Origin of the sequence: Streptomyces bluensis (assembly GCF_014650715.1) — a bacterium.
GTDB classification, from domain to species: Bacteria; Actinomycetota; Actinomycetes; order Streptomycetales; family Streptomycetaceae; genus Streptomyces; species Streptomyces bluensis.
In genome coordinates this window covers 516,790-540,461 of the sequence record NZ_BMVM01000002.1, presented here as the reverse complement: position 1 = coordinate 540,461, position 23,672 = coordinate 516,790, and the positions used below count along the sequence as shown (strand labels likewise).

At 67.9% G+C, this 23,672-nt stretch carries 18 protein-coding genes and 1 pseudogene; 10 read left to right on the top strand and 9 right to left on the bottom strand.

Annotated features, from left to right (window positions below):
* The first annotated feature begins 119 nt into the window (after positions 1 to 119).
* The 7 genes from IE262_RS07580 to IE262_RS07550 all read left to right on the top strand — a co-directional run bounded on the left by IE262_RS07580 (position 120) and on the right by IE262_RS07550 (position 11,727).
* Positions 120 to 1,127, top strand: a complete 1,008-nt coding sequence (locus IE262_RS07580; RefSeq protein ID WP_189872197.1) for a LacI family DNA-binding transcriptional regulator — start codon at positions 120 to 122, stop codon at positions 1,125 to 1,127.
* 395 nt (positions 1,128 to 1,522) lie between these two features.
* On the top strand, positions 1,523 to 2,821 hold the full coding sequence (locus IE262_RS07575; RefSeq protein ID WP_189872195.1) for an extracellular solute-binding protein: 1,299 nt from the start codon (positions 1,523 to 1,525) through the stop codon (positions 2,819 to 2,821).
* Between the two features lie 34 nt (positions 2,822 to 2,855).
* Positions 2,856 to 3,842, top strand: coding sequence for a carbohydrate ABC transporter permease (locus IE262_RS07570; RefSeq protein ID WP_189872193.1), 987 nt, complete (start codon positions 2,856 to 2,858; stop codon positions 3,840 to 3,842).
* Between the two features lie 6 nt (positions 3,843 to 3,848).
* Positions 3,849 to 4,736 (top strand): carbohydrate ABC transporter permease, encoded by an 888-nt coding sequence (locus IE262_RS07565; RefSeq protein ID WP_134031929.1) that lies wholly within the window; start codon positions 3,849 to 3,851, stop codon positions 4,734 to 4,736.
* Between the two features lie 198 nt (positions 4,737 to 4,934).
* Entirely contained in the window at positions 4,935 to 7,151 is a 2,217-nt protein-coding gene (locus IE262_RS07560) for a glycoside hydrolase family 3 N-terminal domain-containing protein (protein ID WP_229877139.1), read from the top strand.
* A gap of 102 nt (positions 7,152 to 7,253) precedes the next feature.
* A complete protein-coding gene (locus IE262_RS07555) occupies positions 7,254 to 8,726 on the top strand; it encodes a glycoside hydrolase family 32 protein (RefSeq protein ID WP_189872190.1) in 1,473 nt (490 codons plus the stop codon).
* A gap of 64 nt (positions 8,727 to 8,790) precedes the next feature.
* Positions 8,791 to 11,727: a discoidin domain-containing protein gene (locus tag IE262_RS07550; protein ID WP_189872188.1), complete on the top strand. Its 2,937-nt coding sequence runs from the start codon at positions 8,791 to 8,793 to the stop codon at positions 11,725 to 11,727.
* Positions 11,728 to 11,914: 187 nt separating this feature from the next.
* Here the strand turns inward: IE262_RS07550 and IE262_RS07545 are convergent, their stop codons facing one another.
* The 6 genes from IE262_RS07545 to IE262_RS07520 form a co-directional block, all read right to left on the bottom strand.
* Positions 11,915 to 12,913 (bottom strand): NADP-dependent oxidoreductase, encoded by a 999-nt coding sequence (locus IE262_RS07545; RefSeq protein ID WP_189872186.1) that lies wholly within the window; start codon positions 12,911 to 12,913, stop codon positions 11,915 to 11,917.
* Positions 12,914 to 13,985: 1,072 nt separating this feature from the next.
* The gene (locus tag IE262_RS07540) at positions 13,986 to 14,558 is read right to left on the bottom strand and encodes a TetR/AcrR family transcriptional regulator (RefSeq protein ID WP_189872184.1); all 573 of its coding nucleotides are present in this window, start codon (positions 14,556 to 14,558) and stop codon (positions 13,986 to 13,988) included.
* Positions 14,559 to 14,988: 430 nt separating this feature from the next.
* Positions 14,989 to 16,056: an alkene reductase gene (locus tag IE262_RS07535; RefSeq protein ID WP_134031944.1), complete on the bottom strand. Its 1,068-nt coding sequence runs from the start codon at positions 16,054 to 16,056 to the stop codon at positions 14,989 to 14,991.
* 605 nt (positions 16,057 to 16,661) lie between these two features.
* Positions 16,662 to 17,240 (bottom strand): TetR/AcrR family transcriptional regulator, encoded by a 579-nt coding sequence (locus IE262_RS07530; RefSeq protein WP_229877138.1) that lies wholly within the window; start codon positions 17,238 to 17,240, stop codon positions 16,662 to 16,664.
* A gap of 50 nt (positions 17,241 to 17,290) precedes the next feature.
* Positions 17,291 to 17,611, bottom strand: coding sequence for a hypothetical protein (locus IE262_RS07525; protein ID WP_189872182.1), 321 nt, complete (start codon positions 17,609 to 17,611; stop codon positions 17,291 to 17,293).
* A 36-nt stretch (positions 17,612 to 17,647) separates the two neighbouring features.
* Positions 17,648 to 18,463: an oxidoreductase gene (locus IE262_RS07520; RefSeq protein WP_134031953.1), complete on the bottom strand. Its 816-nt coding sequence runs from the start codon at positions 18,461 to 18,463 to the stop codon at positions 17,648 to 17,650.
* A 454-nt stretch (positions 18,464 to 18,917) separates the two neighbouring features.
* Between IE262_RS07520 and IE262_RS40165 the strand changes: the two genes are divergently transcribed.
* Positions 18,918 to 19,043: a hypothetical protein gene (locus IE262_RS40165; protein WP_268249562.1), complete on the top strand. Its 126-nt coding sequence runs from the start codon at positions 18,918 to 18,920 to the stop codon at positions 19,041 to 19,043.
* A gap of 620 nt (positions 19,044 to 19,663) precedes the next feature.
* A complete protein-coding gene (locus IE262_RS07510) occupies positions 19,664 to 20,410 on the top strand; it encodes a dienelactone hydrolase family protein (protein ID WP_189872180.1) in 747 nt (248 codons plus the stop codon).
* Positions 20,411 to 21,091: 681 nt separating this feature from the next.
* Here IE262_RS07510 and IE262_RS07505 read toward each other — a convergent pair.
* The gene (locus IE262_RS07505; RefSeq protein WP_189872178.1) at positions 21,092 to 21,790 is read right to left on the bottom strand and encodes an SDR family oxidoreductase; all 699 of its coding nucleotides are present in this window, start codon (positions 21,788 to 21,790) and stop codon (positions 21,092 to 21,094) included.
* Positions 21,791 to 22,410: 620 nt separating this feature from the next.
* Between IE262_RS07505 and IE262_RS39375 the strand changes: the two are divergent.
* Positions 22,411 to 22,500 (top strand): annotated as a pseudogene (locus tag IE262_RS39375) (hypothetical protein); the annotation flags it as partial.
* On the opposite strand, the gene IE262_RS07495 reads toward IE262_RS39375, so the two are convergent.
* Both IE262_RS07495 and IE262_RS07490 read right to left on the bottom strand, forming a co-directional pair.
* Positions 22,493 to 23,311 carry a TIGR01458 family HAD-type hydrolase gene (locus IE262_RS07495; protein ID WP_189872176.1) on the bottom strand — a complete coding sequence of 273 codons (819 nt, stop codon included), beginning with the start codon at positions 23,309 to 23,311 and terminating at the stop codon, positions 22,493 to 22,495. The pseudogene IE262_RS39375 and the gene IE262_RS07495 sit on opposite strands and share 8 nt — an antisense overlap.
* Positions 23,312 to 23,314: 3 nt before the next feature.
* On the bottom strand, positions 23,315 to 23,671 hold the full coding sequence (locus tag IE262_RS07490) for a MazG-like family protein (protein WP_134031965.1): 357 nt from the start codon (positions 23,669 to 23,671) through the stop codon (positions 23,315 to 23,317).
* Between the last annotated feature and the right edge of the window lies 1 nt (position 23,672).

Here is a 23,672-nt window from a genome sequence, read left to right as displayed (position 1 = left end):
GGTACCGGAACCGGTTTCGGGATCGATTCCGGTACCGGTTCCACGAGTCTTTGTACGATCGGCCCTTCGGCGCGGGAGGACGTCTTCCCGCCTCTGGATGAAGGGAGGGGAGGTGAGACATGGGCGTCACCATCGCTGACGTCGCCGCACATGCCGGGGTCAGCAAGACGACGGTCTCGCGGGTACTGAACGGCAAGGGCGAGATCAACGAGAACACCGTCCTGAAGGTCCGCGAGTCCATCTCGTCGCTCGGCTATGTGCCGAGCGCCGGGGCAGTGGGGCTCGCACGCGGCACGACCCAGATGATCGGCATGCTGGTCCCTGACATGGCCTGGGCCTGGGCCGGCATCGTGCAGGCGGTGGTCGAAACGCTGGAGACCGAGGGCTTCGGACTGCGCATGCTGACCGTGAACCACGGTGAGGAGTCACTGCGCAGGCTGGGCCTGCAGGTCGCCGCCAAGTCGTTCGACGGTCTGCTGGTGATAGAGCCCGAGGGGGCCCTGGGAGCCATCACGGAACTGCACGAAGCCGGACTGCCGGTGGTGCTGATCGACGACCGCTTCCAGCGGCCGGGATTCCCGTACGTGGCCACCACCAACCGGGAGGGTGGTGAGCAGGCGGCGCGCCACCTGCTGGACCTCGGGCGCCGTCGCCCTCTGGTGGTGACCGGTCCCGAGGGGTACGGCTGTACTCAGGAACGCCTGGGCGGCTTCGTCGACGTCTATGCGCGGGCCGGGATCGAGCTCGACCAACGCCGCATCACTGACGGAGACTTCCTCTTCGACAGCAGCCGGAACGCGGTCGCACAAGCTCTCGCGGACGGCGTGGAGTTCGACGCGGTCTTCGGGCACAACGACCCCTCGGCGGCCGGCGTGCTCGCGGCCTTGCACGAGGCCGGCCTGCGGATTCCGCAGGATGTCGCCGTGGTGGGATTCGATGACATCGAGCTGGCGTCGTACACGTATCCGGCACTGACCACCATCCGCCAGCCGATGCGGGAAATGGGTGAGGCAGCGGCCCGTCTGCTGCTCGACCACGTGCGCAGATCGCCGGAGGCCGCACCCTCACGCATCATTCCCACCAGCCTCGTGATCCGTGGCTCGACGTTAGAGCCGAGCTCGAACTGAGGTGACGTCATCGCGATGCGCACGTGATGGCGCCTCGCCACCGGGCGGTGCGTTGCCGGCGACGCACCGCCCCCGCCTCCTTGGAGTCTCGGCGACCTTCTTCGGTCTCGCCTTCCTCACGAATCCCGGCGGCCGCACCCGCGTTCACGCGGCACCGCCCACATGCACCTTTCCGCCCGTGCGTTCCCGATCCGGGACATCGAACGACGCGTCCGGCACACCCCACCCGGCCGCTCCCCACTCCGCGCCGGACGCTCCCAGCGCGCCGCGCGACTGACCGCCGACGCCGCTGTCACCGCAGACGGTCTCCCCTCGTGCGCTGACTCATCCGGGCGCCCGCCCGCCCTCACCCTTCGCCCCCGCGTCTGTATCGCCCAACGGCAAGGAGCCGCATCATGCGTATCACCACCCGTCACACTGTCAGAACCGTCCAGACCCTGTGCCTCACCGTCACGGCAGCCCTGGTGGCCACCGGCTGTGGCCGGAGCGAGGATTCCGGCCCCGGTAAGGACGCGCCCGCCGAGATCGGCGCGGGCAAGGCCAAGGGGACGGTGGTCATGTGGAACCTGGGCGATATCGAACCCGCCCTGAAGGACCTGGCCAAGAAGTTCGAGCAGGAGAACCCGGACGCCGACGTCAAGATCACCGCGGTCCCGTGGGACGGCGCCCACGACAAGCTGACCACCGCGATAGCCGGCGGCAACACGCCGGACATGTCCATGATCGGGAGCACCTGGATGGCCGAGATGGCCGCCATGAACGGCTTCCAGGCCACCCCGACGTCGATCAAGTCGTCGGATTTCTACCCCGGCCAGTGGGACACCACCAAGTACAAGAACACCTCCTACGGCGTCCCGTTCACCGCCGACACCACGGTCGTCTACTACCGGACCGACCTCACCGAGAAGGCCGGCATCAAGGGCCCCCTGGCCGGCGACCGGGAGGGATACCTGAAGGACCTCAAGGCCATCCAGGCCACCGCCGGGGAGCAGAACCCCAAGCTGCGCCATGCCACCGGGCTGGTGATGGGCTTCAACTCCTGGGTTTTCTGGGTGCCGATGGTCTGGCAGCAGGGCGGTGACATCTACGACGCCAAGACCAAGAAGTTCACCTTCGACACGCCCGAGGTCGCCAAGGCTATGGAGTACTGGGCAAGCGTCCCGAAGGAGGGCCTGGCGCCGACCGACAGGTCGGACAACGTGCAGGGCTTCCGGGACGGGCTGATCGCCACCTATCAGGAGGCCGCGTGGGCCGGTGCCAGCTTCCACAAGGACGCCCCGGAGCTGGACGGCAAGTGGAAGACCATGCCGGTGCCGTACACCGAGCAGCCCGCCGGGTTCGCCGGCGGCACCGACCTGGCGGTGTTCAAGGAGTCCGAGAACCCCGACGCGGCATGGAAGTTCGCCCGGTTCCTGACCGAGCCCGACAACCTCTCGGCCTATGTCAAGGCCACCGGCGGTCTGCCTGCTTCGCCCCAGGCGTGGTCGGAAGGGAACCTGAGCGCGGACGAGAACATGAAGCCGTTCGACGAGCAGCTCAAGGTCAGCAAGGCGCCGCCCGCCATCACGACCTGGCAGCAGATCGCCGACGCCATCGACTCCGAACTGGAGAAGCTGGCCCTCGGCAAGGCCACCGTCGCCGAGGTGCAGAAGGCGCTGCAGTCCAAGGCCACCAGCATCGGCACCGGCCGCTGAGCGCCACCGCCATGAGCACCCCTGGTACGGACGGATGACATCCATGTCCACGAAAACGCTCCCCGGGCGGGGCGACACCGACCAGCAGAGCACCGCGGGACCGGAGCGGAGCGCCGAATGCCGGCACCTCCCGCTCCGGGGCAGGGCGCGCGGCAGACGGGCCCGGGCGGCCTGGATCCTCGCCGCGCCCTTCCTCGCCCTGTTCGCGACCTTCATGCTCCTGCCGTTGGTCTGGTCGCTGCTGATGAGCCTGACCGACACCAGTAGCGCCGACCTGCGCACACCCCTGAACGTGTCGTTCATCGGCCTCGACAACTACGTGCGGCTCTTCCAGGACGAGCAGTTCTTCACGGCCCTGCGCAACACGGCCGTGTTCGTCCTGGTGGCCCTGCCCCTGACGCTGGCCGCCGGGCTTGCCGCGGCGGTCGCCCTCGACCGCGGTGTCCGGCGCTTCCGGGCCGTCTTCCGGGTCGGCTTCTACCTGCCGGTGATCACCAGCATCGTGGCCGTCGCCGTGGTGTGGAAGACGCTCCTCGAACCTCGCGCGGGCCTGGTGAACCTCGTCCTGGGCTGGTTCGGGATCGACGGACCGGCCTGGCTTGCGGACACCCGCTTCGCTCTGCCCGTCATGATCGTGATGGCGGTGTGGCGCAACCTCGGCACCGTCATGATCATCATGCTGGCGGGTCTGCAGTCCGTCCCCCAGTCCCTGATGGAGGCGGCCGAACTCGACGGCGCCGGGGCGTGGCAGCGGTTCTGGCGGGTCACCTTCCCGCTCCTGCGTCCGGCCCTGTTGCTGACCGCCGTGACCACGGGCATCGGCTATCTGCAGTTCTTCGACGAGCCGTTCGTGATGACCGACGGAGGACCGCTGGACTCCACCCTGTCGGCCACGTTGTACGCCTACAAGCAGTTCGGCAACGGCAATTACGAGATGGCGTCGGCCGCCAGCTACGTCATCTTCGTCCTCATCGTGGCGCTGACCGTGCTGCAGTTCCGCGTGCTGCGAGACAAGGACTGACGACCCATGAGCACCCTCTCCACTCTCCCAACGCCACGCCCGCGCACGGACCGTGTACTGAGGCGCCGCCGCATCCGCCAGACCTGGGGCCAGACCTGGCTGTATCTTCCGCTCGCCGGCGCCCTGCTGCTGATGATCGCGCCGTTCCTGTGGATGCTGTCCGGCTCCTTCAAACCCGAGGCCGACATCCGCAGAGTGCCGCCCGTCCTGATACCCACGGCACCCACGACCGCCAACTACGGCGAGTTGTTCAGCACGCTCGACTTCACGAGCATGTTCACCAACTCCGTGATCGTGGCCCTCGCCGTCACCGCGGGCAACCTGATCTTCTGCTCGATGCTCGGATACGCCCTGGCCAAGCTGGAGTTCCGCGGACAGCGCGCCGTTTTCCTGCTGGTCATGGGGACGCTCATGATCCCCGGCCTGGTCACCTTCGTCCCCCTGTACGTGCTGGTGTCCAACATGCAGCTGACCGGCTCCCTGCTGGGGCTGATCCTGCCGTTCCTGGCCGGCCCCTTCGGGGTGTTCCTGATGCGGCAGTTCATCTCCACCCTGCCCGACGAACTCATCGACGCCGCCCGCGTCGACGGCTGCCGCGAACTCGCCATCTTCTGGAAGATCATCCTGCCGCTGACCAAACCAGCCCTCGCCACCCTCGGGATCATCACCTTCCTCGGCTCCTGGAACAACTTCCTGTGGCCCCTGGTCGTGGCCCAGAACGAGAGCCAGTACACCCTCCCCGTCGGCCTCGCCCTGGCCAGCAGCGGACAGTCCTTCACCCGCTTCGGCGTCCTCCTCGCGGGCGCCGTCGTCGTCCTGCTGCCAGTGATGATCGTCTTCCTGATCTTCCAGCGCCAGTTCGTGGCCGGCATCGCCACCACCGGCCTGAAGTGACACCAGGCTCGCTCCCGCCCCGACCCCTTGAGTGCGGTTCGGCAGCGCCCTGAAGAGGCGCGCGCTCGCCGCCGATCAACCCTCTTACCCCGTACGACTCATCACTTGGAGAACACAGTGGGACAGCCGGTCCGCTCCGCGGCGTACCTGGATCCGGAAGCTTCCGTGGAAGCGAGGATCGAGGACTTGCTGTCACGGATGACCCTTCCGGAAAAGGTCGGGCAGTTGCTGATGCTCGACGCGCAACACGGGGACCTGGCGGACATCGTGTCGGCCAAACTGGCCGGATCGGTCCTGCATGTGTCTCCCGACGTGATGCCTCAGGCCATGGAACTGGCCCGGCGGACAAGGCTCGGCATTCCGTTGCTCACAGCCGACGACGGCATCCACGGTCACTCGTTCTGGCCGGGCGCGACCATCTTTCCGACCCAGCTGGCCATGGCCTGCACCTGGGACCCGTCCTTGCTCCACCAAGTGGCCCGAGCCGCCGCGACGGAAATCGCGGCGACCGGAATCCACGGGACCTTCTCCCCGGTGCTGTGCATCACCCGGGACCTGCGCTGGGGCCGGATCAACGAGACGTTCGGCGAGGACCCGTTCCTGATCGGTGAACTCGGGGCCGCGATGGTGCGCGGCTATCAGGGTGAGGGTCTCGGCGACCCGACCGCCGTGCTGGCGTACGCCAAGCACTTCGCGGGTTACTCCGAAACCCTCGGCGGGCGCGACGCGAGCGAAGCCGATCTCAGCCCGCGCAAACTGCGCTCATGGTTCCTGCCCCCGTTCGAGCAGGCGGCGCGGGCCGGCTGCCGCGCTTTCATGCTCGGCTACCAGTCGATCGACGGGGTGCCCATCACCGCGAACGAATGGCTGATCAACGATGTACTCAAGGGCGAGTGGGGCTTCACCGGCACCCTGGTGACCGACTGGGACAACGTCGGCCGGATGGTCTACGACCAGCGGACCTGCGCCGACTACGCCGAGGCGGCGGCGGTCGCCGTCAACGCCGGCAACGACCTCATCATGGCCACACCCGCGTTCTTCGAGGGGGCCCAGGAGGCGGTCGCCCGCGGCCTGATCGAAGAGAAGCAGATCGATGACGCGGTACGGCGGGTTCTGCGGCTGAAGTTCGAGCTCGGGCTCTTCGAGGACCCCCGCACCCCCGACCCCGAGCGGCAGGCCCAGGTGATCGGCTGCCGTGAGCACGCCGACCTCAACCTGGAGACCGCCCGTCGTTCCCTGGTGCTGCTGCGCAACGAGGGCATCCTGCCCCTCGAAGGCGGGCTGACCGCGGACGGAGCCGGCCGCGCCGCGAGCCAGGGCACCCCGCGGACGATCGCGGTGATCGGCCCCAACGCCGACAGCACGGAAGCCATGCTCGGCGACTGGGCGGGCGCCACCGGCCAGGTCCCCTGGATGCCCGAAGGACATCCCCGCGAGTCGGTGGAGACAGTGCTCGACGGCCTTCGCGCCGTCGCACCCGCCGACTGGACCATCACGCACGCCCGCGGAGCCGACATCGCAAGCCCCGCTTCCAACTCCGAGTGGTCCCTCGGGCCCGACGGCCAGCCACAGCCGCCCGTTTTCACCCCCGCCCCGGTCTGCCCGGCGCAACTCCGGGAGGCCACCGCAGCCGTGGAGGCCTCCGACTACGCCGTCGTGGTCGTGGGGGACACCATCGACCTCACCGGCGAGGTGCGCTCCACGGCGACGCTCGACCTCCAGGGCGGCCAGATCGCTCTGCTGGACGCGGTCGCCGCCACCGGCACACCGATGATCGTCGTGCTCGCCCAGTCCAAGCCGAGCACCCTCCCGGACTCGGCACTGAACGCGGCAGCACTCATCGAGGCGTTCAACCCGGGCATGCGCGGTGGCCGCGCGATCGCCGAACTCCTCCTCGGACTCATCGAACCCAGCGGCCGGCTCCCGGTCTCCTTCGCCCGCCACGTCGGACAGCAGCCGGTCTTCTACAACCAGGTGCGAGGCCAGCACGGGAACCGCTACGCGGATCTCACCCAGGATCCCCTGTTCGCGTTCGGCGAGGGCCTCACCTACACCACCGTCGCCTACTCCGACCTGGTCGTGCACGACCCGGACGTCACGGTTGACGGCACAATCAACGCCACAGTGCGGCTTACCAACAGCGGCAGCCGTCCGGCCCTGGAAACGGTCCAGGCGTACATCAGCGACCTGACCACCACCGTCACGTGGGCAGAGCAGGAGCTGAAGGGTTTCACCCAGGTCCACATCCCTCCCGGTGAAAGCCTGGACGTCCGCATCGGTATCCCTGCCTCGCAGTGCTCACTCGTCACGGCCGACAACCGCCGAGTGGTCGAACCAGGCGAGTTCGCCCTCCGCGTCGGCCCCAGCTCACGACGGGAGCAGCAGCTGAGCGCACAATTCCGCATCCGGACCTGAAGCCCGCGTACAGGCTCGAAGACTCCCGCTCCGCCGGCCTGCCGCCCCGCAGAACCCAGGGCCGGCGGGGCGGGCCCATCTGGCATACCGAAAGGCACGCGTGTGTCCACCACACCCCGCGATCCGCACCGCCCCGTGGCGCACCTGCGCCCGCCCCGCAACTGGATCAACGACCCCAACGGGCTGGTCTTCCACGACGGCCACTACCACGTGTACTACCAGTACAACCCGTACGGAGCGACCCACGCGAACCTGCACTGGGGCCACTTCCGCAGCCCCGACCTGCTGACCTGGGAGCCGCAGCCGATCGCCCTCGCCCCGACCTCCGATGGCGTGGACACCGACGGCTGCTTCTCCGGCAACGCCGTCTCCGACGGCGACCGTCTCGTCGCCTTCTACTCCGCCCACCGCGAGGACCGCTCGTTCCAGCACCAGCCGGTCACCTGCGCCGTCTCCCACGACGGCGGCAGAAGCTTCCGCCCGCGGGGCGAACTGCTCATCCCCGAGCTGCCCGAGGGCTGCACCATGTACCGCGACCCGTACGTCTGGCAGGACGGCGAGGGCTGGTGGATGCTGGTCGGCGCCGCCCTCGCGGACGGTCGCGCTGCCGCCCTCCTGTACGACTCGCCCGACCTGGAGAACTGGACGTACCGAGGGCCCTTCGCGGCCCGCGAGAAGGAGCCGGTCAGTGGCACCGACCTGCTCACCGGCGAGGGCTGGGAGTGCCCCCAGTACCTCCCGGCAGCCGACGGACGCGGCGCCCTCATCTTCAGCGCGTGGAACCTGCCGACCGGCCCGCAGAGCGTCGCAGCCCTGATCGGTGAAGAGCACGACGGCCGCTTCAGGGCCGGCCCAGCGGTACCCGCCGACCACGGCCCCGACTGCTACGCCCCCGCCCTCCTGCGTGCACCGGGCAACCGGTGGCTGCTGTGGGGCTGGTCGTGGGAAGCCCGCGACGAAGCCTGGGCCGTCGCGGACGGATGGGCCGGCGTCCTCACCCTGCCCCGCGAGATCCATGTCGACGGCGACGGCACGCTGCGCCAGCAGCCCGCCACCGAACTGCTCGCCCTGCGCGGCGGGCACATCATCCACGCCGAGGGCGAGACGCACGGCCCGCAGCCGGTGGACCTCGGCAGCGTGGGCCGCGCGTTCGACCTGACGGCCCGTCTGGAGGCGACCGGAGACGCCGGTCTGCGGCTGCTCACCACCCTGGACGGCTCCGAGTACCTCGACATCCGCCTCGATGCCGACGCGGGTGAACTGGTCGTCGACCGTGACCACGCCTCACTGGACCCCCGGGCCCGCGGCGGTTCCTACCGGATGCCCTGTCCAGCCGACCGGCCCGTCGGCCTGCGCGTGGTCGTCGACCACTCCATCGCCGAAGTCTTTCTGACCACCACCGGCCAGGTCCTCACGTTGCGCTGCTATCCGACGGGACAGGGCCCGTGGCGACTGCGGGCCCGGACCGCACCTGGTACGTGCCTCGGCTATGCGATCGACGCGTGGGAGCTGCACCCGCTCGTGATCAAGGAGCCGAACACCGGTGCCGCAGAGCCGGTGCCGACGTCGCCGTAGAGACCACTCCCACCCCGCCCGCCTTTCCACGTACTGAACAAGCTGGTCCTGAGGAGGATCTTCCATGAGCCCGTACGGTCTCGGTCGACGTCAGTTCCTGGCCACCGCCGTTGGTGTCGGCGCCGCCTGGACCCAGGTTTCCGGGAACGCCATCGCCGCCCCGCAGCCGAAGAAAGCCTCACCTGGCAACTCCGTGCACGTTTGGCTGACAGACATATCGGCCAACACGTGGGTTGCCAGTCAAAGCGATGTGCTGTTCAAGACGGAGAAAACGGCCAATCCGCTGACAATCAGGATCGACGACAGCGTCAAGTATCAAGAGGTCCAGGGTTTCGGTGCGGCTATGACCGACTCCTCGGCCTGGCTCATCGACAAGCTGTCCGAAGCTGACCGCACCAAGCTGATGCAGAAGCTGTTTGACCCCTCGAAGGGCATCGGCCTCAGCCTGCTCCGTTCTCCGATGGGCGCCACGGATTTCAACGCGTCCGGGAATTACTCCTACAACGACATGCCGGCGGGGCAGACGGATCCGACGCTGTCCCACTTCTCCATCCAGCACGATGAGCCGTACATCATTCCGGCACTGCGGCAGGCCCTCTCACTCAACCCGTCCGTCAAGGTCATGGCCAATCCGTGGAGCCCACCAGGCTGGATGAAGACCTCCGACTCCATGATAGGAGGCACTCTCAAGAGTGAGTACACGTCTGCGCTGGCCAACTACTTCGTAAAGTTCATTCAAGCCTACGGCGAAGCCGGTGTGCCCATCTCCTACATTTCGCCGCAAAACGAACCTATGGGCACTCCCTCCTGGCCCGGCATGTTCCTGTCCGCTTACCAGGAATCCGAGTTGATCCAGGAGCTCGGCAAGGCGTTCGAGGCCAACGGAATCTCCACCAAGATCCTGGCTTGGGACCACAACTGGGATGTGCCCTCGTATCCCGAGACAATTTTCAGCGACCCCGCTGCCTCTGAGTACACCGCGGGAACCGGATGGCACATCTACAGCGGCGACCCGACCTCCCAGGCTCAGGTCCACAACGACTACCCGGGCAAAGAAAACTACATCACGGAAGCCACTGGAGGTGTCTGGCAGGACAGCAAGCAGACAGCGTTCAGTGAGGCACTTGGTACCTGGATCATCAAGGGCGTGCGCAATTGGGCGAACGGGGTGATGCTGTGGAACATCGCACTCGACCCCGATCTGGGTCCGCTCAACAGCGACACCGGCGGTATACCCATGTGCCGGGGCTTGCTCACGATCGATCCGGCCGACGGACGGGTGTCCTGCAACGTGGACTACTACGCCCTCGCTCACGCCAGCAAGTTCGTCAGGCCCGGAGCACGTCGCATCTACTCGAACACCTTCGGGGAAGGAAGCATAGAGAACGTCGCGTTCCAGAACCCGGACGGGTCGAAGGTCCTGATCGCGTACAACTCGGGGAGCGCCGCGAAAACCTTCAGCGTTGCCGACGGGACGCAATCGTTCGACTACAGCCTGAACGCCGGTGACGCGGTCACCTTCACGTACTCCGGGCCTACACAAAAGGGCCGCACCCTTGCCGCGACCAAGGTTTCGGACCCGACACACGACTTCACGTTCAGGTCGCCGTCCGGTCCGGTCACCGTCACGTACGATCCGGCGCTCCTGCCCTACCAGAATTCCCTCCGTACCGGAAACAAGCTGCTCACGTACTCCCTTCCGATCGGAGCTTCCATCCAGACGACGGGAAGGACGCTGAGTCGTAGCAAGTGGACTGCCACGGCTTCGTCGCAGCCGGATTGGGGCGTGGCCGCGAACGCGATCGACGGCGACATCAACACCAGGTGGAGTCTCGGGCACGGGACGACGAGCGGCGACTGGTTCCAGATCGATCTGGGCAGCCCCACGAGCTTCAACAAGATCGTCCTCGATACCGGCGTGAACAACTCGTTCGACTACGTCACCAAGTACCAGATATATGTGTCGAACGACGGTGTCGATTGGGGCAGCGCGATCGCAAGCGGCTGCGGGGCCATAGGGAAGGTAGCCGTCACGTTGCCCACCCGGACGGCGCGGTACATCCGCATCGTCAGCACCGCGGCATCCGGTTTCTGGTGGGCCATCGGCGATATCGAGGTGTACGGGGCTTCGCGTGGAACCGGTTCGATCACAGCTCCGACAGCGGTATCAAACGGCCTCCAGCTGAAGACCTGGACCAGCAAGGAAGGGGCACAGGTCACCGTGGTGTTCAACGGGACCGCCGACAGCAAGAGTTTCAAGATGTCCACCGACGGCTCGTACACCTATACGCTGCCGAGCGGGACCTCGGCGATGTTCACCACCAAGAAGCTGTCGAGCTTCCCGACGCCGGTCTTCAGCGGTGCGACGCCGGACCAAGGCATGCCGCGCTCCAAGTTCACCCTTCGCGGTTCTGGTTTCGGTGACACGCAAGGGCTGGGTACGGTCTCTTTCGGATCAAGCTATGCCGAGATAGACAGCTGGTCGGACACGAGCATCAGCGCTTACGTTCCGAAGGGGCTTCGGTCGGGGAAGGTCACGGTTTCCGTGAAGGGAACCAGCGGTGTGGATGCGGGTCGATCTTCGTTCGACGTCATAGACCTGGGTCCTGCGCTGCCGCGGACAGGTTGGACCGTAAAGGCTTCGGATGCAAGTCCGTCGGACGCACCCGGAAACATGCTGGATGGCGATTCCGGCAGTCGGTACAGCTCCGGAACGGGACAGTACGATGGGCTCTGGATCCAAGTGGACATGGGACAGGCGCAAACCTTCGACAAGATTGTGCTGGATGCCGGCGGCAGTATCAACGACTATGCGCGAAGCGCAGACGTGTACGTATCCGCAGACGGAACCGACTGGACCAAGGTCTCTTCCGTAACGGACGGCCAACGAGTCCACCTCGTTTCCTTCCCGACGCAGACAGCTCGCTACATCAAGGTCGTCAATACCGGCAATGTCGCGCGTAGCTGGTGGTCCATCGCAGAATTCAACGTCTACAACTGACCCCGGGCTTTCACCTGGGGCGATCATGGCGAGGAAATGGTCAGGAGCTTCGGTGGTGCTGCGCGTCCGGGCGACGGGATCGCGCTCGACGGGCGTATCCACATCTCGCAGCTCGCGACGGGCTGGAGGCCGGTTATGGTCGGCTTCACCGGTGGCCGACGTCGCGTGTCGTCACGTGCAGGTAAGGCTAGTCGAGCGTGACGACGACCTTGCCCTTGGCGCGGCCCTGGTCGACGTATGCGAGCGCGTCGAGCGTCGCGTCGAACGGGAACGCCCGGTCCACGACCGGGTGCAGGTGTCCGGCCTCGATGAGCGTGGTCAGTTCTCGCAGCTGTGCCCCGTTGGCCCGCATGAACAGGAACGAGTACCGAACGCCCCGCCGCTTCGCCTGCCGCCGGATGCGGTGGCTCAGCAGGGTCATGGCCATGCGCAGCAGCCATGAGGCTCCGATCCGCTGGGCGAAGGCGGGATCCGGCGGGCCGCTGATGCCGATCGCCAGGCCGCCGGGCTTCAGCACCGTCAGTGACTTGGCGAGGGTCTGGCCGCCCAGGGGGTCCAGCACGACGTCGTAGTCGGTGAGGACCGTGGCGAAGTCCGCGTGCTTGTAGTCGATGACGATGTCGGCGCCGAGGCTCTTGACCCAGTCCACGTTCGCGGTGCTCGTTGTCGTCGCGACGGTGGCGCCCAGATGCTTGGCGAGCTGGATCGCCATCGTGCCCACGCCGCCGGAGCCGGCGTGGATGAGGACCTTCTGGCCGGCGGTCACGTTGGCCCGCTCGACAAGTGCCTGCCATGCGGTGAGGGCGACCAGGGGCACCGCGGCGGCTTCCGGCATGGACAGCGAGGCGGGTTTGAGCGCGACGTCGTCCTGGTCGATCGTGATGAGCTCCGCGAAGGTCCCGATGCGGTGGTCGCGAGGTCGGGCGTAGACCTCGTCGCCCGCTTTGAACCTGTGCACCGCGGGTCCGACGCGGCTGACGACGCCTGCGACGTCGTGCCCGAGCGTGAACGGCGGACGGTACGGCAGGATGAGCCTGAACTCCCCGTTCCGGACCTTCGAGTCCAGCGGGTTGACACCGGCGGCGTGGACCCGGACCAGGACGTCGCTGTCGCCCGGCTGGGGTTCCGGTACCTCGGTAGCCCGAAGGCCGTCCTTGTGATAGCGCTCGACGACGAAGGCTTTCATGTCCGCCTGCTCTCCCGACTCATCCGGCCCACGGGGACCGGTGGCAATTTGAATTACGACCGTACTATAATTTCGGAGCGGTGCGCATGGCGAGCTTGATCAGACCGGTGGGCCCCGGCGGGGATACGCGGGTCGCTGCCCGTTTCGTGGTGCCGGTGGTGGTAAGTGAGCCGGTCACGGACTTGGTGGACGTCCAGGGGCCTGGCCGGTCGGTCGCGGCGGCGTCCAGGTTCAGCGGGTGATGCCGACGGCATTGTCGTGGGCGGAGACGGCCCGCACCGCCACGCGATCATCAGACCCCGCTCAACCATCGTGCCGCACTTGTGGCCTGGCTCCTTTTCGCCGCGTCCCGTCCGGTCGTGTCCGCGGGCACCCGGTGGCCGTGTGCGGGCTCTGGGTGTCGAGTGGATCTCCTCCTCCCGTGCGGGTGTCGCGTCAACGGCGAGGTGTCGGCGCGGTGTGTGTGGGTGGTGCGGAGGGCGAGCGGCGTGCGCCCCGCAGTTTCCGCGCCGGTCGGCGAGGCCCGTGAGAGCTGGGGTGTTTCGGCCATCATGGTGTAAGCGCTGAGTGTCTTGGTGCGGACCGAGAGCGGGTCATCCGGCGCCGGGCGGGCGGCGATGCCGTCGGCGACCATCAGTACGCCGTCGGTGTACGTCTGCTTGGCCGGGTGTGTGTGCGGGGCCCCTTCTCGTCGAGCAGGGCGGCGGAGGGGCAGCCGGCGCCGCGGCTGTCGCGCCCCGACGCCGGCCACGGCGGCATCTTCCAGTTCCATGAACAGTGCGTGCGGACGGTTCTCGGGTTCCTCGAACGGCCGAAGGCCCGCAGTGCGGTCGGTGCTCGGGTCGAGGGTGTTGGCTCGGAGCCGTGACGCCCGGTGGGTGGGCGGCTTGAGCCATCTCCTGGCTGCTCGTACGAGGCGGGGTCGGGCAACCCGCTGAGCGGCCGGGGCGGCCGTGAGTCGTCCCGCTCGCCGCATATGGGATCGGTGAACAGCGGTCGCATGTGGACACGACGTCACACGCAGGGCGTGGCAGCGGCAGGCGGTCACCCGGCCGGGGATCGACCGTCCCCCTCAGTGCATGAAGGTGAGGGCGTTCTCGATTCCCTGCTCAAGGACCTCGTCGGAGAACTGCCGGTCGGAGAGGGCGCGGGACAGCTGCAACGTTCCCACGATCACGGTGAAAAGCCCGATGGCCTTACCACGGGCGGACTGCGGATCCTCGGGTGTCAGGCGGGCTGCGAGTTCTTCCAGGATGGCCCTGGCGCCCTCGGTGTAGGCGTCCTTGGTTCCGTCGCCGCAGCGGCCGATCTCGTCGAGCAGGGCGGCGGTCGGGCATCCGTCGCCGGGGTTGTCCCGGTGCTTGGGCGACAGATACCCGCGAACGAAATCCTCAAGTCCCTCACGGCCGGGCCGCAGCGTGCCGTACCTCTCCACCTGCCTGCGCAGCTGGTCGGCGACAACGTTGGCAACGAGGTCGTCCTTGGACTCGAAGTGGGCGTAGAAGGCTCCGTTGGTGAGTCCGGCGTCCGACATCAGCGTGGAGATGCCGGAGCCGTCTATGCCGTCCAGCTTGAACCGGTGACCGGCCCGCTCGATGATCCGTTGCCGCGTCACCTGCTTGTGCTCCTTGGTGTAGCGCGCCACAGGGTTCCTCCGTCAACTCCGCCGGGCCATTGCCTCTTATTCCCATCCTAATCTATAGTCTGACGCATGTAATATTACGGTCGACAGGTGATTTCACGGCCCATCCGCCGCCCCGGGACGCCGTCGGCTTCCTCAAGGCCGGTGCCGTGGTCGTGCCGCTGAACGTACTGCTGAGGTCCCGAGAGATCGCCACCGTCCGCACCTGGAGAACCAGGAGCGCGATGATGCTCAGCCCGTGCCGCAATGCCCGGTGCGGCGAGTGGGGGTACCTCCCACGCCCTTGAGGCAGTGGGGGAGCGTCGCCCACGACGCGACGTGCTTCGCCGGATCCCGACGACGTACTGGGGTCTGCTCGCGCTCCGCCTTGCTGTGCCGTGCGTACGCCGAAGCGCCCGAGGGAGGCGATTCCCTCGGGCGCCGGGTGCTCTTGTCAGGCGGCGTAGGTGGGGTAGTCGGTGTAGCCGGCCGCGCCGCCGCCGTAGAAGGTGGCGGGGTCGGGGGTGTTCAGGGGTGCGCCGGTACGTATGCGCTCGACCAGGTCGGGGTTGGCGAGTGCCATCGAGCCCACCGTGATGACGTCGGCGAGGCCGTTCTCGATGTCCTTGGCGCGGGTGGCGATGTCGGCGCCGGCGCGGTTGAGGAGCAGCGTGTTCGGCCACAGCTCGCGCAGCGTGCCCAGGAGTTCCTCGTCGCCGCCGTGGCCGATGTGCAGGTAGGCGAGGTCGAGGGGTGCGAGGGCGCGCAGGAGGTGCGGGTAGAGCTCGTGGGGGTCGTCCTCCACGAGGTCGTTGAGCTGGAAGGGGTTGCCGGGGGAGATCCGGATGCCGGTGCGGTCGGCTCCGATCTCGTCGGCCACGGCCGTGGCGACCTCCACCGCGAAGCGGACGCGGTTGTCGAGGGAGCCGCCGTAACGGTCGGTGCGCTGGTTGGTGCTGGGGAAGAGGAACTGGTTGACGAGGTAGCCGTTGGCTCCGTGGATCTCGACGCCGTCGGCGCCGGCCGTGATGGCGGCCGCTGCGGCGCGGCGGAAGTCGTCGACCGTCGCGGCGACCTCCTCGGTGGACAGCGCGCGCGGTACCGGCATCTCCTGGAGTCCGGACGCGGTGAACGTGGTGCCCGTCGGCTTGATCGCGGAGGGGGCCACGGGCTGCCGGTGGTGGGGGGTGTTGTCGGGGTGGGCGATGCGCCCGGCGTGCATGAGCTGGATGACGATGAGTCCGTCGGCCTGGTGTACGGCGTCGGTGACCTTGCGCCAGCCGGCGATGTGCTCGTCGGTGTAGATGCCCGGCGTCACCGGGTAGCCCTGGCCGTCGGCGGAGGGCTGCGTGCCCTCGGTGATGATCAGTGCGTGCGAGGCGCGCTGGGCGTAGTACTCGGCGTTCAGCTCGGTCGGCACGCCTTCCGGAGTGGCCCGGCTGCGGGTCAGGGGGGCCATGGCCAGGCGGTGCGGCAGGGAGAGCTTTCCGGCGACAGTCGGGGTCCACAGGCTGTTGAGCATGCGTGATTCCTCAGGTTATGGGTGGCGGACGGCCGGAAGTGGGGTGGTCGCCGTGTCGGTGCGGTCGGCCGTGCGTTCCGGGCTGTGAGTCCGATGAGGCGTCCGCCATGAGCAGACGCATAGTATTACGTACGTAATACTATGGTGAGCGGCGGACCGGTGCAAGCGAGGATCTTTGGTGTCCGGGGTGTCCCCACGGCTGCTCACCGCCGTGACGGTCACGGTTGGTCGCATCGTCAGGCTGGGGTCCCTCCTGTGTTCGGGCGCCGAACGGCCTCCATGAGCAGGTCGACCATGCGGCCCGGCCGTTGGCTCGGTCGTCGGCTCCCGGTCGACCGGCACCTCAAGGCCGTGCCCCGTGAGGCATGGGGCTCCGGGTCCTCTGGGTCCTCTGGGTCCTCCGGGGGCGGGCTCGCCATGCGCGGCGGGCTGCTTCGGCCGGGTGCCGGCGGCGGGGCTGCCGTCGAGGCTTACCCGGACGGGTGATCAGGGGGTCTCGTTGACCCGGCCGCGCGGCAGTTGCAAGATCCGCGCCTGCCGGATCGGGACGGTGGACGGACGCCGCAGGAACAACAGCTCACCGACTGAAGCAACGATCAGTTGTGCTACTCGGCATCCAGGAGCGCGAGGGCGTTGCGGATGCCCTGTTCGAGGAGTTGGTCGGCAAGCTGCCTATTGGTCAGGGCGCGGGAGAGCTGCATTGTCCCGGCCAGCATCCCGAGGAGGCTCAGTGACTTCAGACGCGCCGACGGCGGATCGTGGGGTGCCAGGCGGACGGCGAAGCCGTCGATGAGGACCAGCGCGCCGTCGGTGTACGCCTGCCTGGTGCGATCGGTGGAGCGTCCGATCTCGTCGAGCAGGGCGGCGTTGGGGCAGCCGTTCTCGATGCTGTCGCGCTGCTCGGTGGAGAAGTACCAGCGCACCATCTGCTCAAGTCCGGCACGGCCGGGCGCCGCCTGCGCGACGATGTTCTCGTGCTGTGTGCGCATCTGGTCGGCGACCGCGGTGGCGACGAGTTCGTCCTTGGACGCGAAGTAGGCGTAGAAGGCGCCGTTGGTCAGTCCCGCGTCCTTCATGAGCGTCGCGACCCCGGAGCCGTCGATGCCGTTGCGCTTGAGTCGGCGGCCGGCCGTCGCGATGATCCGCTTCCTTGTCTCCTGCTTGTGTTCTTTGGCGTACCGCACTCTGCGTTCCTCCATCGCAGCCGGGGCTTGTGCCCCGGCTGCCGTCCTGGTCAGGTCAGTGGGCCGCGTCGGCAGGGAGAGCGGCGAGGTTGATCCGCCCGTCCGCGGTTTGTGATGGGTACCCGCAGCAGCGTTCCCTGGTTGAAGTTGCTGACCCGCAGGGCGCCGTTGTGGAACCTGAGGCGGTTGGCGCCGATCAGCGGGGCTTCGGTCGGCACCGGCGCGAGGGCGACGTCGGTCAGCCACGGGGTCGCTGATCCGCCCGAGACCGGAACGGACCAGATGATGCCCTTCAGACTGTCCGCGATGTAGAGGGTGCGTCCGGCCGAGTCGATGGCCAGCCCGTTGGGGCCCGAGCACGATGGAGGCATTCGGGTGTGATCGGCGCCGTTGAAGCCGGACCGATGTCAGGCGGGCATGCGGTTGTTCTTGCGGATCTGCTTGTCGAACACTCCGGCGGGGACGAGGCGGCGCGCCGTGGTGACGCGTGAGGCCAGCGGGCCGGCGGGGTAGCGCAGCTTCGGCTTCTTGTCCGTGGCCGCGGTGACGATCACTTTGGCGACGACGGCGGGGTCGTCGCCGTCCCTCATCGCCTCCGCGATCACCTCGTCGAAGATGCGCCGCCGCTCCGCGTACAAGGGCAGCGGGGTGTCGGGCTGCGCGGCGTTGGTGTCGAAGCTGGTCTTGGTGTAGGCAGGCTGGACGAGCAGGACCCGGACGCCGTGCTCGCGAACCTCGTGGTCCAGCGACTCGGAGTAGCCCTCGATGGCGTGCTTCGACGCGACGTAGAGGGCCATGAAGGGCTGAGGGGCGACCCCGAGGACGGACGAGATGTTGATGACGCGTCCGCCACCCTGGGCGCGCATGTGCGGCAGGACGGCCTTCGTCATGCGGATGACACCGAGGACGTTGACGTTCAGGATGTTCTGGGCCTGGGTGACGGAGTTCTCCTCGACGGCGCCCGCCGAGCCGATGCCCGCGTTGTTGACCAGGACGTCGATGCGCCCGAACCGGTCGATCACCTCTGTGACCACGGCGGTGACCGAGTCGTCACTGGCCACGTCGAGATCGAGGTACGTCACACCGGCGGGCGGGGTGAGTCCAGAGGTCTTGCGGCCGGTTCCGATCACCTCGAAGCCCGCCGTGGCGAGGGCGCGGGCCGTCTCCTTGCCGATTCCCGATGAGGCACCTGTCACGAGCGCCACCGGCCGAGTTGTCGCCATGACGGACTCCCTTGCTTTGAATTACGTTCGTATGTCTTACGGTCGTACGACCATATGGTGGTTGTCGATCGACGGCAAGAGGTCACGTCCCGCGATCTGAGAAGGATCCGGGGAACGTGGGGTGCGGTACGGGGAAGACCGCCAGCGGACGACGAGCAGTTGACCGAGGCGGCCGGTCTCGCATCACCCGAGACGGAAAGTGAACGGTTCGGGCTCACCACGGGTGGCGCAGGGGGGCGCCACCGGGTACAGCTGGTGGCGCGGTTTTGGCTGTTGTGAGGCTGCTCGGGCTGGTCGCGGGGCAGTGCCCAGCATGTAGATCGTCGGGCAGGTCGGTTGCTCTGTTCCGGTCCGCTGCCTCGTTCCCGTCCTTACGATCCGGCGCATGGTGGATCCGAAGGTGTAGGAGCGGATCGCGGTACGTCGCGCGGAACTGGATGATCTGGAAGAACAGTTGGTCAGGCAGTTGGCGGAGGTGCGGGCCGAGCGGGCGGACCTCGCCGTGGCCGAGCGGATTCTGGCCCTGATGGGTGAGCAGATCGGCGTCGAGCGGGCCGCAGCGGCGCCGGCTCCTCCATAGCAGCACCGGCGCACGGCCGCTCCACCGGAATCACCGAACCGCGGTTGGACTGGCAGGTCTGACGGCTCCCGGTAGCCATGGCCTCATGGCCTTGGGCTAAAGGCCGGGGTTCCTGCAAGATCACGCTGATGCGACGCATGCGTAGGCAGCCGCGGCGGCCTTGGTGTCTGCCGGAAGGCGCCCCTGGGCGATGTCGCTCGGCCAGGGCGACGACGCCGACGTTCCTGTGCGTCCTGGGGCCTCCGCCACCTTGAAGTCGCAGGTCAAAGGCTGGTGTGACCGGTGCTCAGGGTGCTCACGCTGATCATGGGCGGCTGTCTGAGCAGTAGATCGTCCGTCAGCGGTTGGTTGCCGGTTTCCGGTGCCCGAATCGGTGGCGGACGTGCGCTTCCCGACCAGTGACAGGCTGACTCCGACGCCGCGGTGTTCGGCCACAGAGCCTCCGCAAAAACCCGTTGGCGGAACCGCGGCATCCACCGCTACGTTTCCGGAGGCCGTGCAAGAGAGCGAGGAGGTGGTCACCCGTGAACGTATCGACATGGGTGCTCCCCTCCGGGGTCACGGTCGGGCGATAGGTCGTCCGGGAGCGCCGTTCAATGGCACTCCCGAAAGGCACGACCGTGCAATTCACTTCTGAACAGCGTCTCGACGACGCTGTCCGCGAGCGCGAATTCACCCTCGGCGAGATCCCCGGCATCCTGTGGACTCCCGCATCCGCATCCGCATCCGCATCCGCACCGGCGCCGCTGATCCTGCTCAGCCCCCCTCCTCTCGGGCTGCGCAAGACGTACCCCCGACTGCTGGCCCGAGCCCGGCACTCCGCGGCGGACGGCTTCGCCACGGCCACCATCGAGCTCCCCGGAAGCGGCGACCGGCCCCGTTGGCCCGCCGCCGAGCAGGCCCTCGCCGGCCTGCGCCTGGCCATGGAGGCCGACGAGCCGGTCAGCGACGAGATCATCGACGCCCTCATCCTCCCCCTGGTCGACAAGGCGGTCCCGGAATGGCAGGCCGCCCTGGACGCTCTCCTTTCGCTGCCCGAGGTCGGCGGCCCGGTCGGGTACTCGGGGGGAGTGATCTCCATCGGGGTCCGGCTGGCGGTGGTCGAGCCACGCATCTCGGCCGCCGTTCTGTTCGCGGGGAGTTTCGTCCCTCGCGTCATGTTCGAGGAGGCCCGCCAGGTCACCATTCCGCTGCACGTCCTGCTGCAGTGGGACGACGAAGGGAACGACCGGCAGGCGGCCCTGGACCTGTTCGACGCCTTCGGCTCCAAGGAGAAGACGCTGCACGCCAATATGGGCGGGCACACCGGCGTCCCGAAGTTCGCGGGGGACGCCGCGGCCCAATTCTTCACCCGACACCTGAAGTGACGCCGGGCCGTCAGGCCACCAGCAGACGGTAGCCGTGTCGGCCCGGATGCTGCTCATCCAGGGACAGGTCCCGGCCCTCCTCGGCTCTCTACACCACGGGCCCCTGCCAGACTCCTGGCAGGGGCCCGTGCTGCCCGAAGCCATGAATTGCTCGACGTCTGCGGAGCTTCGAGTGCTGTCCAAGCTCGTGTGCAGGTGCTGTCGGCTCGTGAGCAAAGCCACTCGGGCACACCCTTTTCCGGAAAACCCCACCAACGGGCTTCTACGATCTGTGCACGCTGGATCCCGAGCTACTGGAACGGGTCACCGCGCGGCGCGCGGAACTGGACGAAGCGGCCTGGCCGCCGCCCCAACGAACCGGTGGCCCACCGAACTACCTGCTCGCCAACGGATTCCGGCACGAGCCGACTGGCTGATCTCGCTGTACGGCCACGACCAGCCGTACCGCCCGTGGCCCTGGACCGGTGTGGCGCATCGTGCGGACGCGTGAGGCCTGCCCCGACGGTCGACGCGGTCACGACCCGGGGTCGGTGTTACGCGACGATTGCCCTGACGACGGTTGAGCGGTCCTCGCCGCCCTGTGCTGTCGCTGCCCTCACATCGATGGCGCGACGGCGCGGGTGTGCGACAGCGAGCAGCGGCATCGAGCGGGTTCGGTGCGGGTTTTTTGGCGGTCGGCTCTCAGGGGAGTTGCGGGTAGAGCGCGGAGACGCCTCCGGCCAGTGCGGCCTGCGCTTGGCGGGAGGCGTTGTCGGCGAGGATCTCGTAGGCGCCTGCGGCGATGCCGTCGACGGCGATTCGCGCGATGTCGGCGGGGTCGGACTTTTCCGCGTCGACGGCCCGGACCATGTCGGTGTCCATGTAGCCGACGTGCAGTCCGGCCACTCGGATGCCCTGGTCGGCGAGTTGGATGCGCAGGGTGTTGGTGAGTGACCACTCCGCGGACTTGGCGGCGCAGTAGGCGCCGAATTCCGGCAAGCTGACCCAGGACAGGCCGGACAAGACGTTCAGGACAGCCCCGCCGCCGTTGGCCGCGATCTGGGGTGCGAAGGCGCGGACGACGGAAAGTGTGCCGAGGTAGTGGGTGTTCATCTCCAGGCGGATGTCGTCGAGGTCGGCTGCGAGCAGGTCGGCACCGGTGCTCGACCCCGCGTTGTTGATCAGGACGGTCACATCGCCTGTGGCCTTGGCGGCGGCCGCGACGGAGGCGGGGTCGGTGATGTCGAGTGCGATCGGCTTGGCGCCGGGCAGGTCGACCTGGTCGGGGTTGCGTGCGCCGGCGTAGACGGTGGCGCCGCGGCTGAGCAGTTCGGCGGCGAGCGCGCGGCCGAATCCCCGGTTGGCTCCGGTGACAAGGGCGGTGCTGGTGGAGAGGTCCATGGAGAGTTCCTGGTGAAGTGAGAAGGGCTCGCTGCTCGAACCAACCACGCCGCCGGTGTGTGGTGTTGCCGTAGGGCAGGTGGTCAGGCCGTTATTGCGGGCGGAGTGGTGGCTGGTGAGGGTCAGGGGGGCGGGGTGGGAAGGAATTGCAGGCCGGGGCGGTGTGTGATCTGGCGGTAACTTTGAATTATGAACGTAATGCTATGTGGGGACTTCGATAATCGCAAGCGCTCTGCGCGGAGAAGGGGGCGTGTGGTGTGCCTTGTGGGATAGAACGCAAGGTGGGCCGCCGCATCTTCGACCGCCCTGCGGGGATCATCGATGTCGGGCACCCGATCGATGCGCCACCGAGCCGAAGCGACACTCGCGGACGGCGGCGCCGAGTTCGGTGGTCTTGCGAGTGAGGGACCCGCTGTGTGCGCAGTTGATCCCTCGGCCAGCTCCCTGAGGGGCAGGCTCGGAGCTTGCCGGGCCCCGCGCGGGCGGGCCGCGGCGGGGACGCTACGGGGCGCAGCCGCCGTGGCGCATGACGGCGGGCGGCTACGAGTACCTCGCGACGCGCGGAACCCCAGGGCACACCACCGCTTCCGCTCAGCGGCACAGTCGTCGAGGCGACGTGGGGCGCGGAAATGGCCCCGGCCATGAAGTCCCTGGGCGCCGCCCTGCACGAGGAGGCGGCGCTGGACCTCCTCCTGGACGACCTCAGGTGAGTGGGTGGGGGCCGCTACGGCCGGTGGCGGACTCCAGCAGCCCCGGAAGATCCGCGAACGAGTTCAGCACGTGGTCCGGTTCCGCGCTCGCGGCCCGGTGGGTCTCCGGCTGGTACTTGCCCGTTCTGACGAGGACGCCGGTGATGCCCGTGCGCTGGGCCGCCAGGACGTCCGACTCGATGTCGTCGCCGACCATCACCGTATGGCCGGGCTCGGCGCCGAGGTGGGACAGGGCGGTTTCGAAGAACGCGGGTGCGGGTTTGCCCGTGATCTGCGCCTGTGTGCGGGCGGCCTTCTCCAGGCCCGTCAGGAAGGCGCCCGTGTCCAGTTGCAGGCCCTGGTCCGTGCGCCAGTAGAGGTTGCGGTGCATGGCCACGAGCGTCGCGCCCCGCTGGAGGTGGCCGAAGGCGCGGTTCAGCGCGGCGTAGTCGAACTCCGGGCCCGCGCCGCCCACCACGACCACGTCCGGCACGGTCGCGGTGTCGTCGGCGTCGACGAGGTCCACCTCCGTGAGGTCCTCACGGATGTCGCCGCTGTTGAGGAGGGAACACCTCGCGCCGGGGAAGTGCTCGGACAGGTACGCCGCCGTCGCCGCCGGTGCCGTGAGGATGTCCTCCGCCGTCACCGGGAAGCCCGCCCCGGCCAGCGTGCCGGCGATGGACGCGCGGGTGCGCGATGTCGTGTTGGTGAGCAGGGCGACGTCCAGACCCGAGGACCGCAGGTGTCGCAGCGCCTCCACCGCACCCGGCAGCGGCTTCCACGAGACCGTGAGGACGCCGTCGATGTCGATCAGAACCGCTCGGACGCGCATCGCTCACCGTCCTTGGGGAGAGGCCAGCGACCGTTCCCTGACGGCCGCCAAGCGGGCCGTGAACACCTCTCGGGCCTCGGGAGTGAGCGTGCGCAGGGCCACCAGAGCCGTGATGATCACGTCGCAGAGTTCCGCCTGTACGTCGTCCCAGGTGTGGGTCGTGCCCTTGCGAGGGTTCTGGCCGGTCGCGCCGATGACCGCCTGCGCGACCTCGCCGACCTCCTCCGAGAGCTTCAGTATCCGTAGCAGCAGGCCCTCTTGGCCGTCGTGACGGCGGTTCTCGTCCAGCCAGGTCTGGAGGAGGGCGATGGACTCCCAGAGGTCCGGGTCGCCGGTGCCGGGTTCGACGCGATCGTTCATG

Bases quoted from the DNA above. Each gene is read 5' to 3' on its own strand.
- IE262_RS07560 (WP_229877139.1), top strand. From the start codon at position 4,935: ATGACCCTTCCGGAAAAGGTCGGGCAGTTGCTGATGCTCGACGCGCAA.
- IE262_RS07550 (WP_189872188.1), top strand. From the start codon at position 8,791: ATGAGCCCGTACGGTCTCGGTCGACGTCAGTTCCTGGCCACCGCCGTT.
- IE262_RS07520 (WP_134031953.1), bottom strand. From the start codon at position 18,463: ATGGCGACAACTCGGCCGGTGGCGCTCGTGACAGGTGCCTCATCGGGA.
- IE262_RS07565 (WP_134031929.1), top strand. From the start codon at position 3,849: ATGAGCACCCTCTCCACTCTCCCAACGCCACGCCCGCGCACGGACCGT.
- IE262_RS07505 (WP_189872178.1), bottom strand. From the start codon at position 21,790: ATGGACCTCTCCACCAGCACCGCCCTTGTCACCGGAGCCAACCGGGGA.
- IE262_RS07495 (WP_189872176.1), bottom strand. From the start codon at position 23,311: ATGCGCGTCCGAGCGGTTCTGATCGACATCGACGGCGTCCTCACGGTC.
- IE262_RS07545 (WP_189872186.1), bottom strand. From the start codon at position 12,913: ATGAAAGCCTTCGTCGTCGAGCGCTATCACAAGGACGGCCTTCGGGCT.
- IE262_RS07535 (WP_134031944.1), bottom strand. From the start codon at position 16,056: ATGCTCAACAGCCTGTGGACCCCGACTGTCGCCGGAAAGCTCTCCCTG.
- IE262_RS07580 (WP_189872197.1), top strand. From the start codon at position 120: ATGGGCGTCACCATCGCTGACGTCGCCGCACATGCCGGGGTCAGCAAG.
- IE262_RS07490 (WP_134031965.1), bottom strand. From the start codon at position 23,671: ATGAACGATCGCGTCGAACCCGGCACCGGCGACCCGGACCTCTGGGAG.
- IE262_RS07525 (WP_189872182.1), bottom strand. From the start codon at position 17,611: ATGCCTCCATCGTGCTCGGGCCCCAACGGGCTGGCCATCGACTCGGCC.
- IE262_RS07570 (WP_189872193.1), top strand. From the start codon at position 2,856: ATGACATCCATGTCCACGAAAACGCTCCCCGGGCGGGGCGACACCGAC.
- IE262_RS07575 (WP_189872195.1), top strand. From the start codon at position 1,523: ATGCGTATCACCACCCGTCACACTGTCAGAACCGTCCAGACCCTGTGC.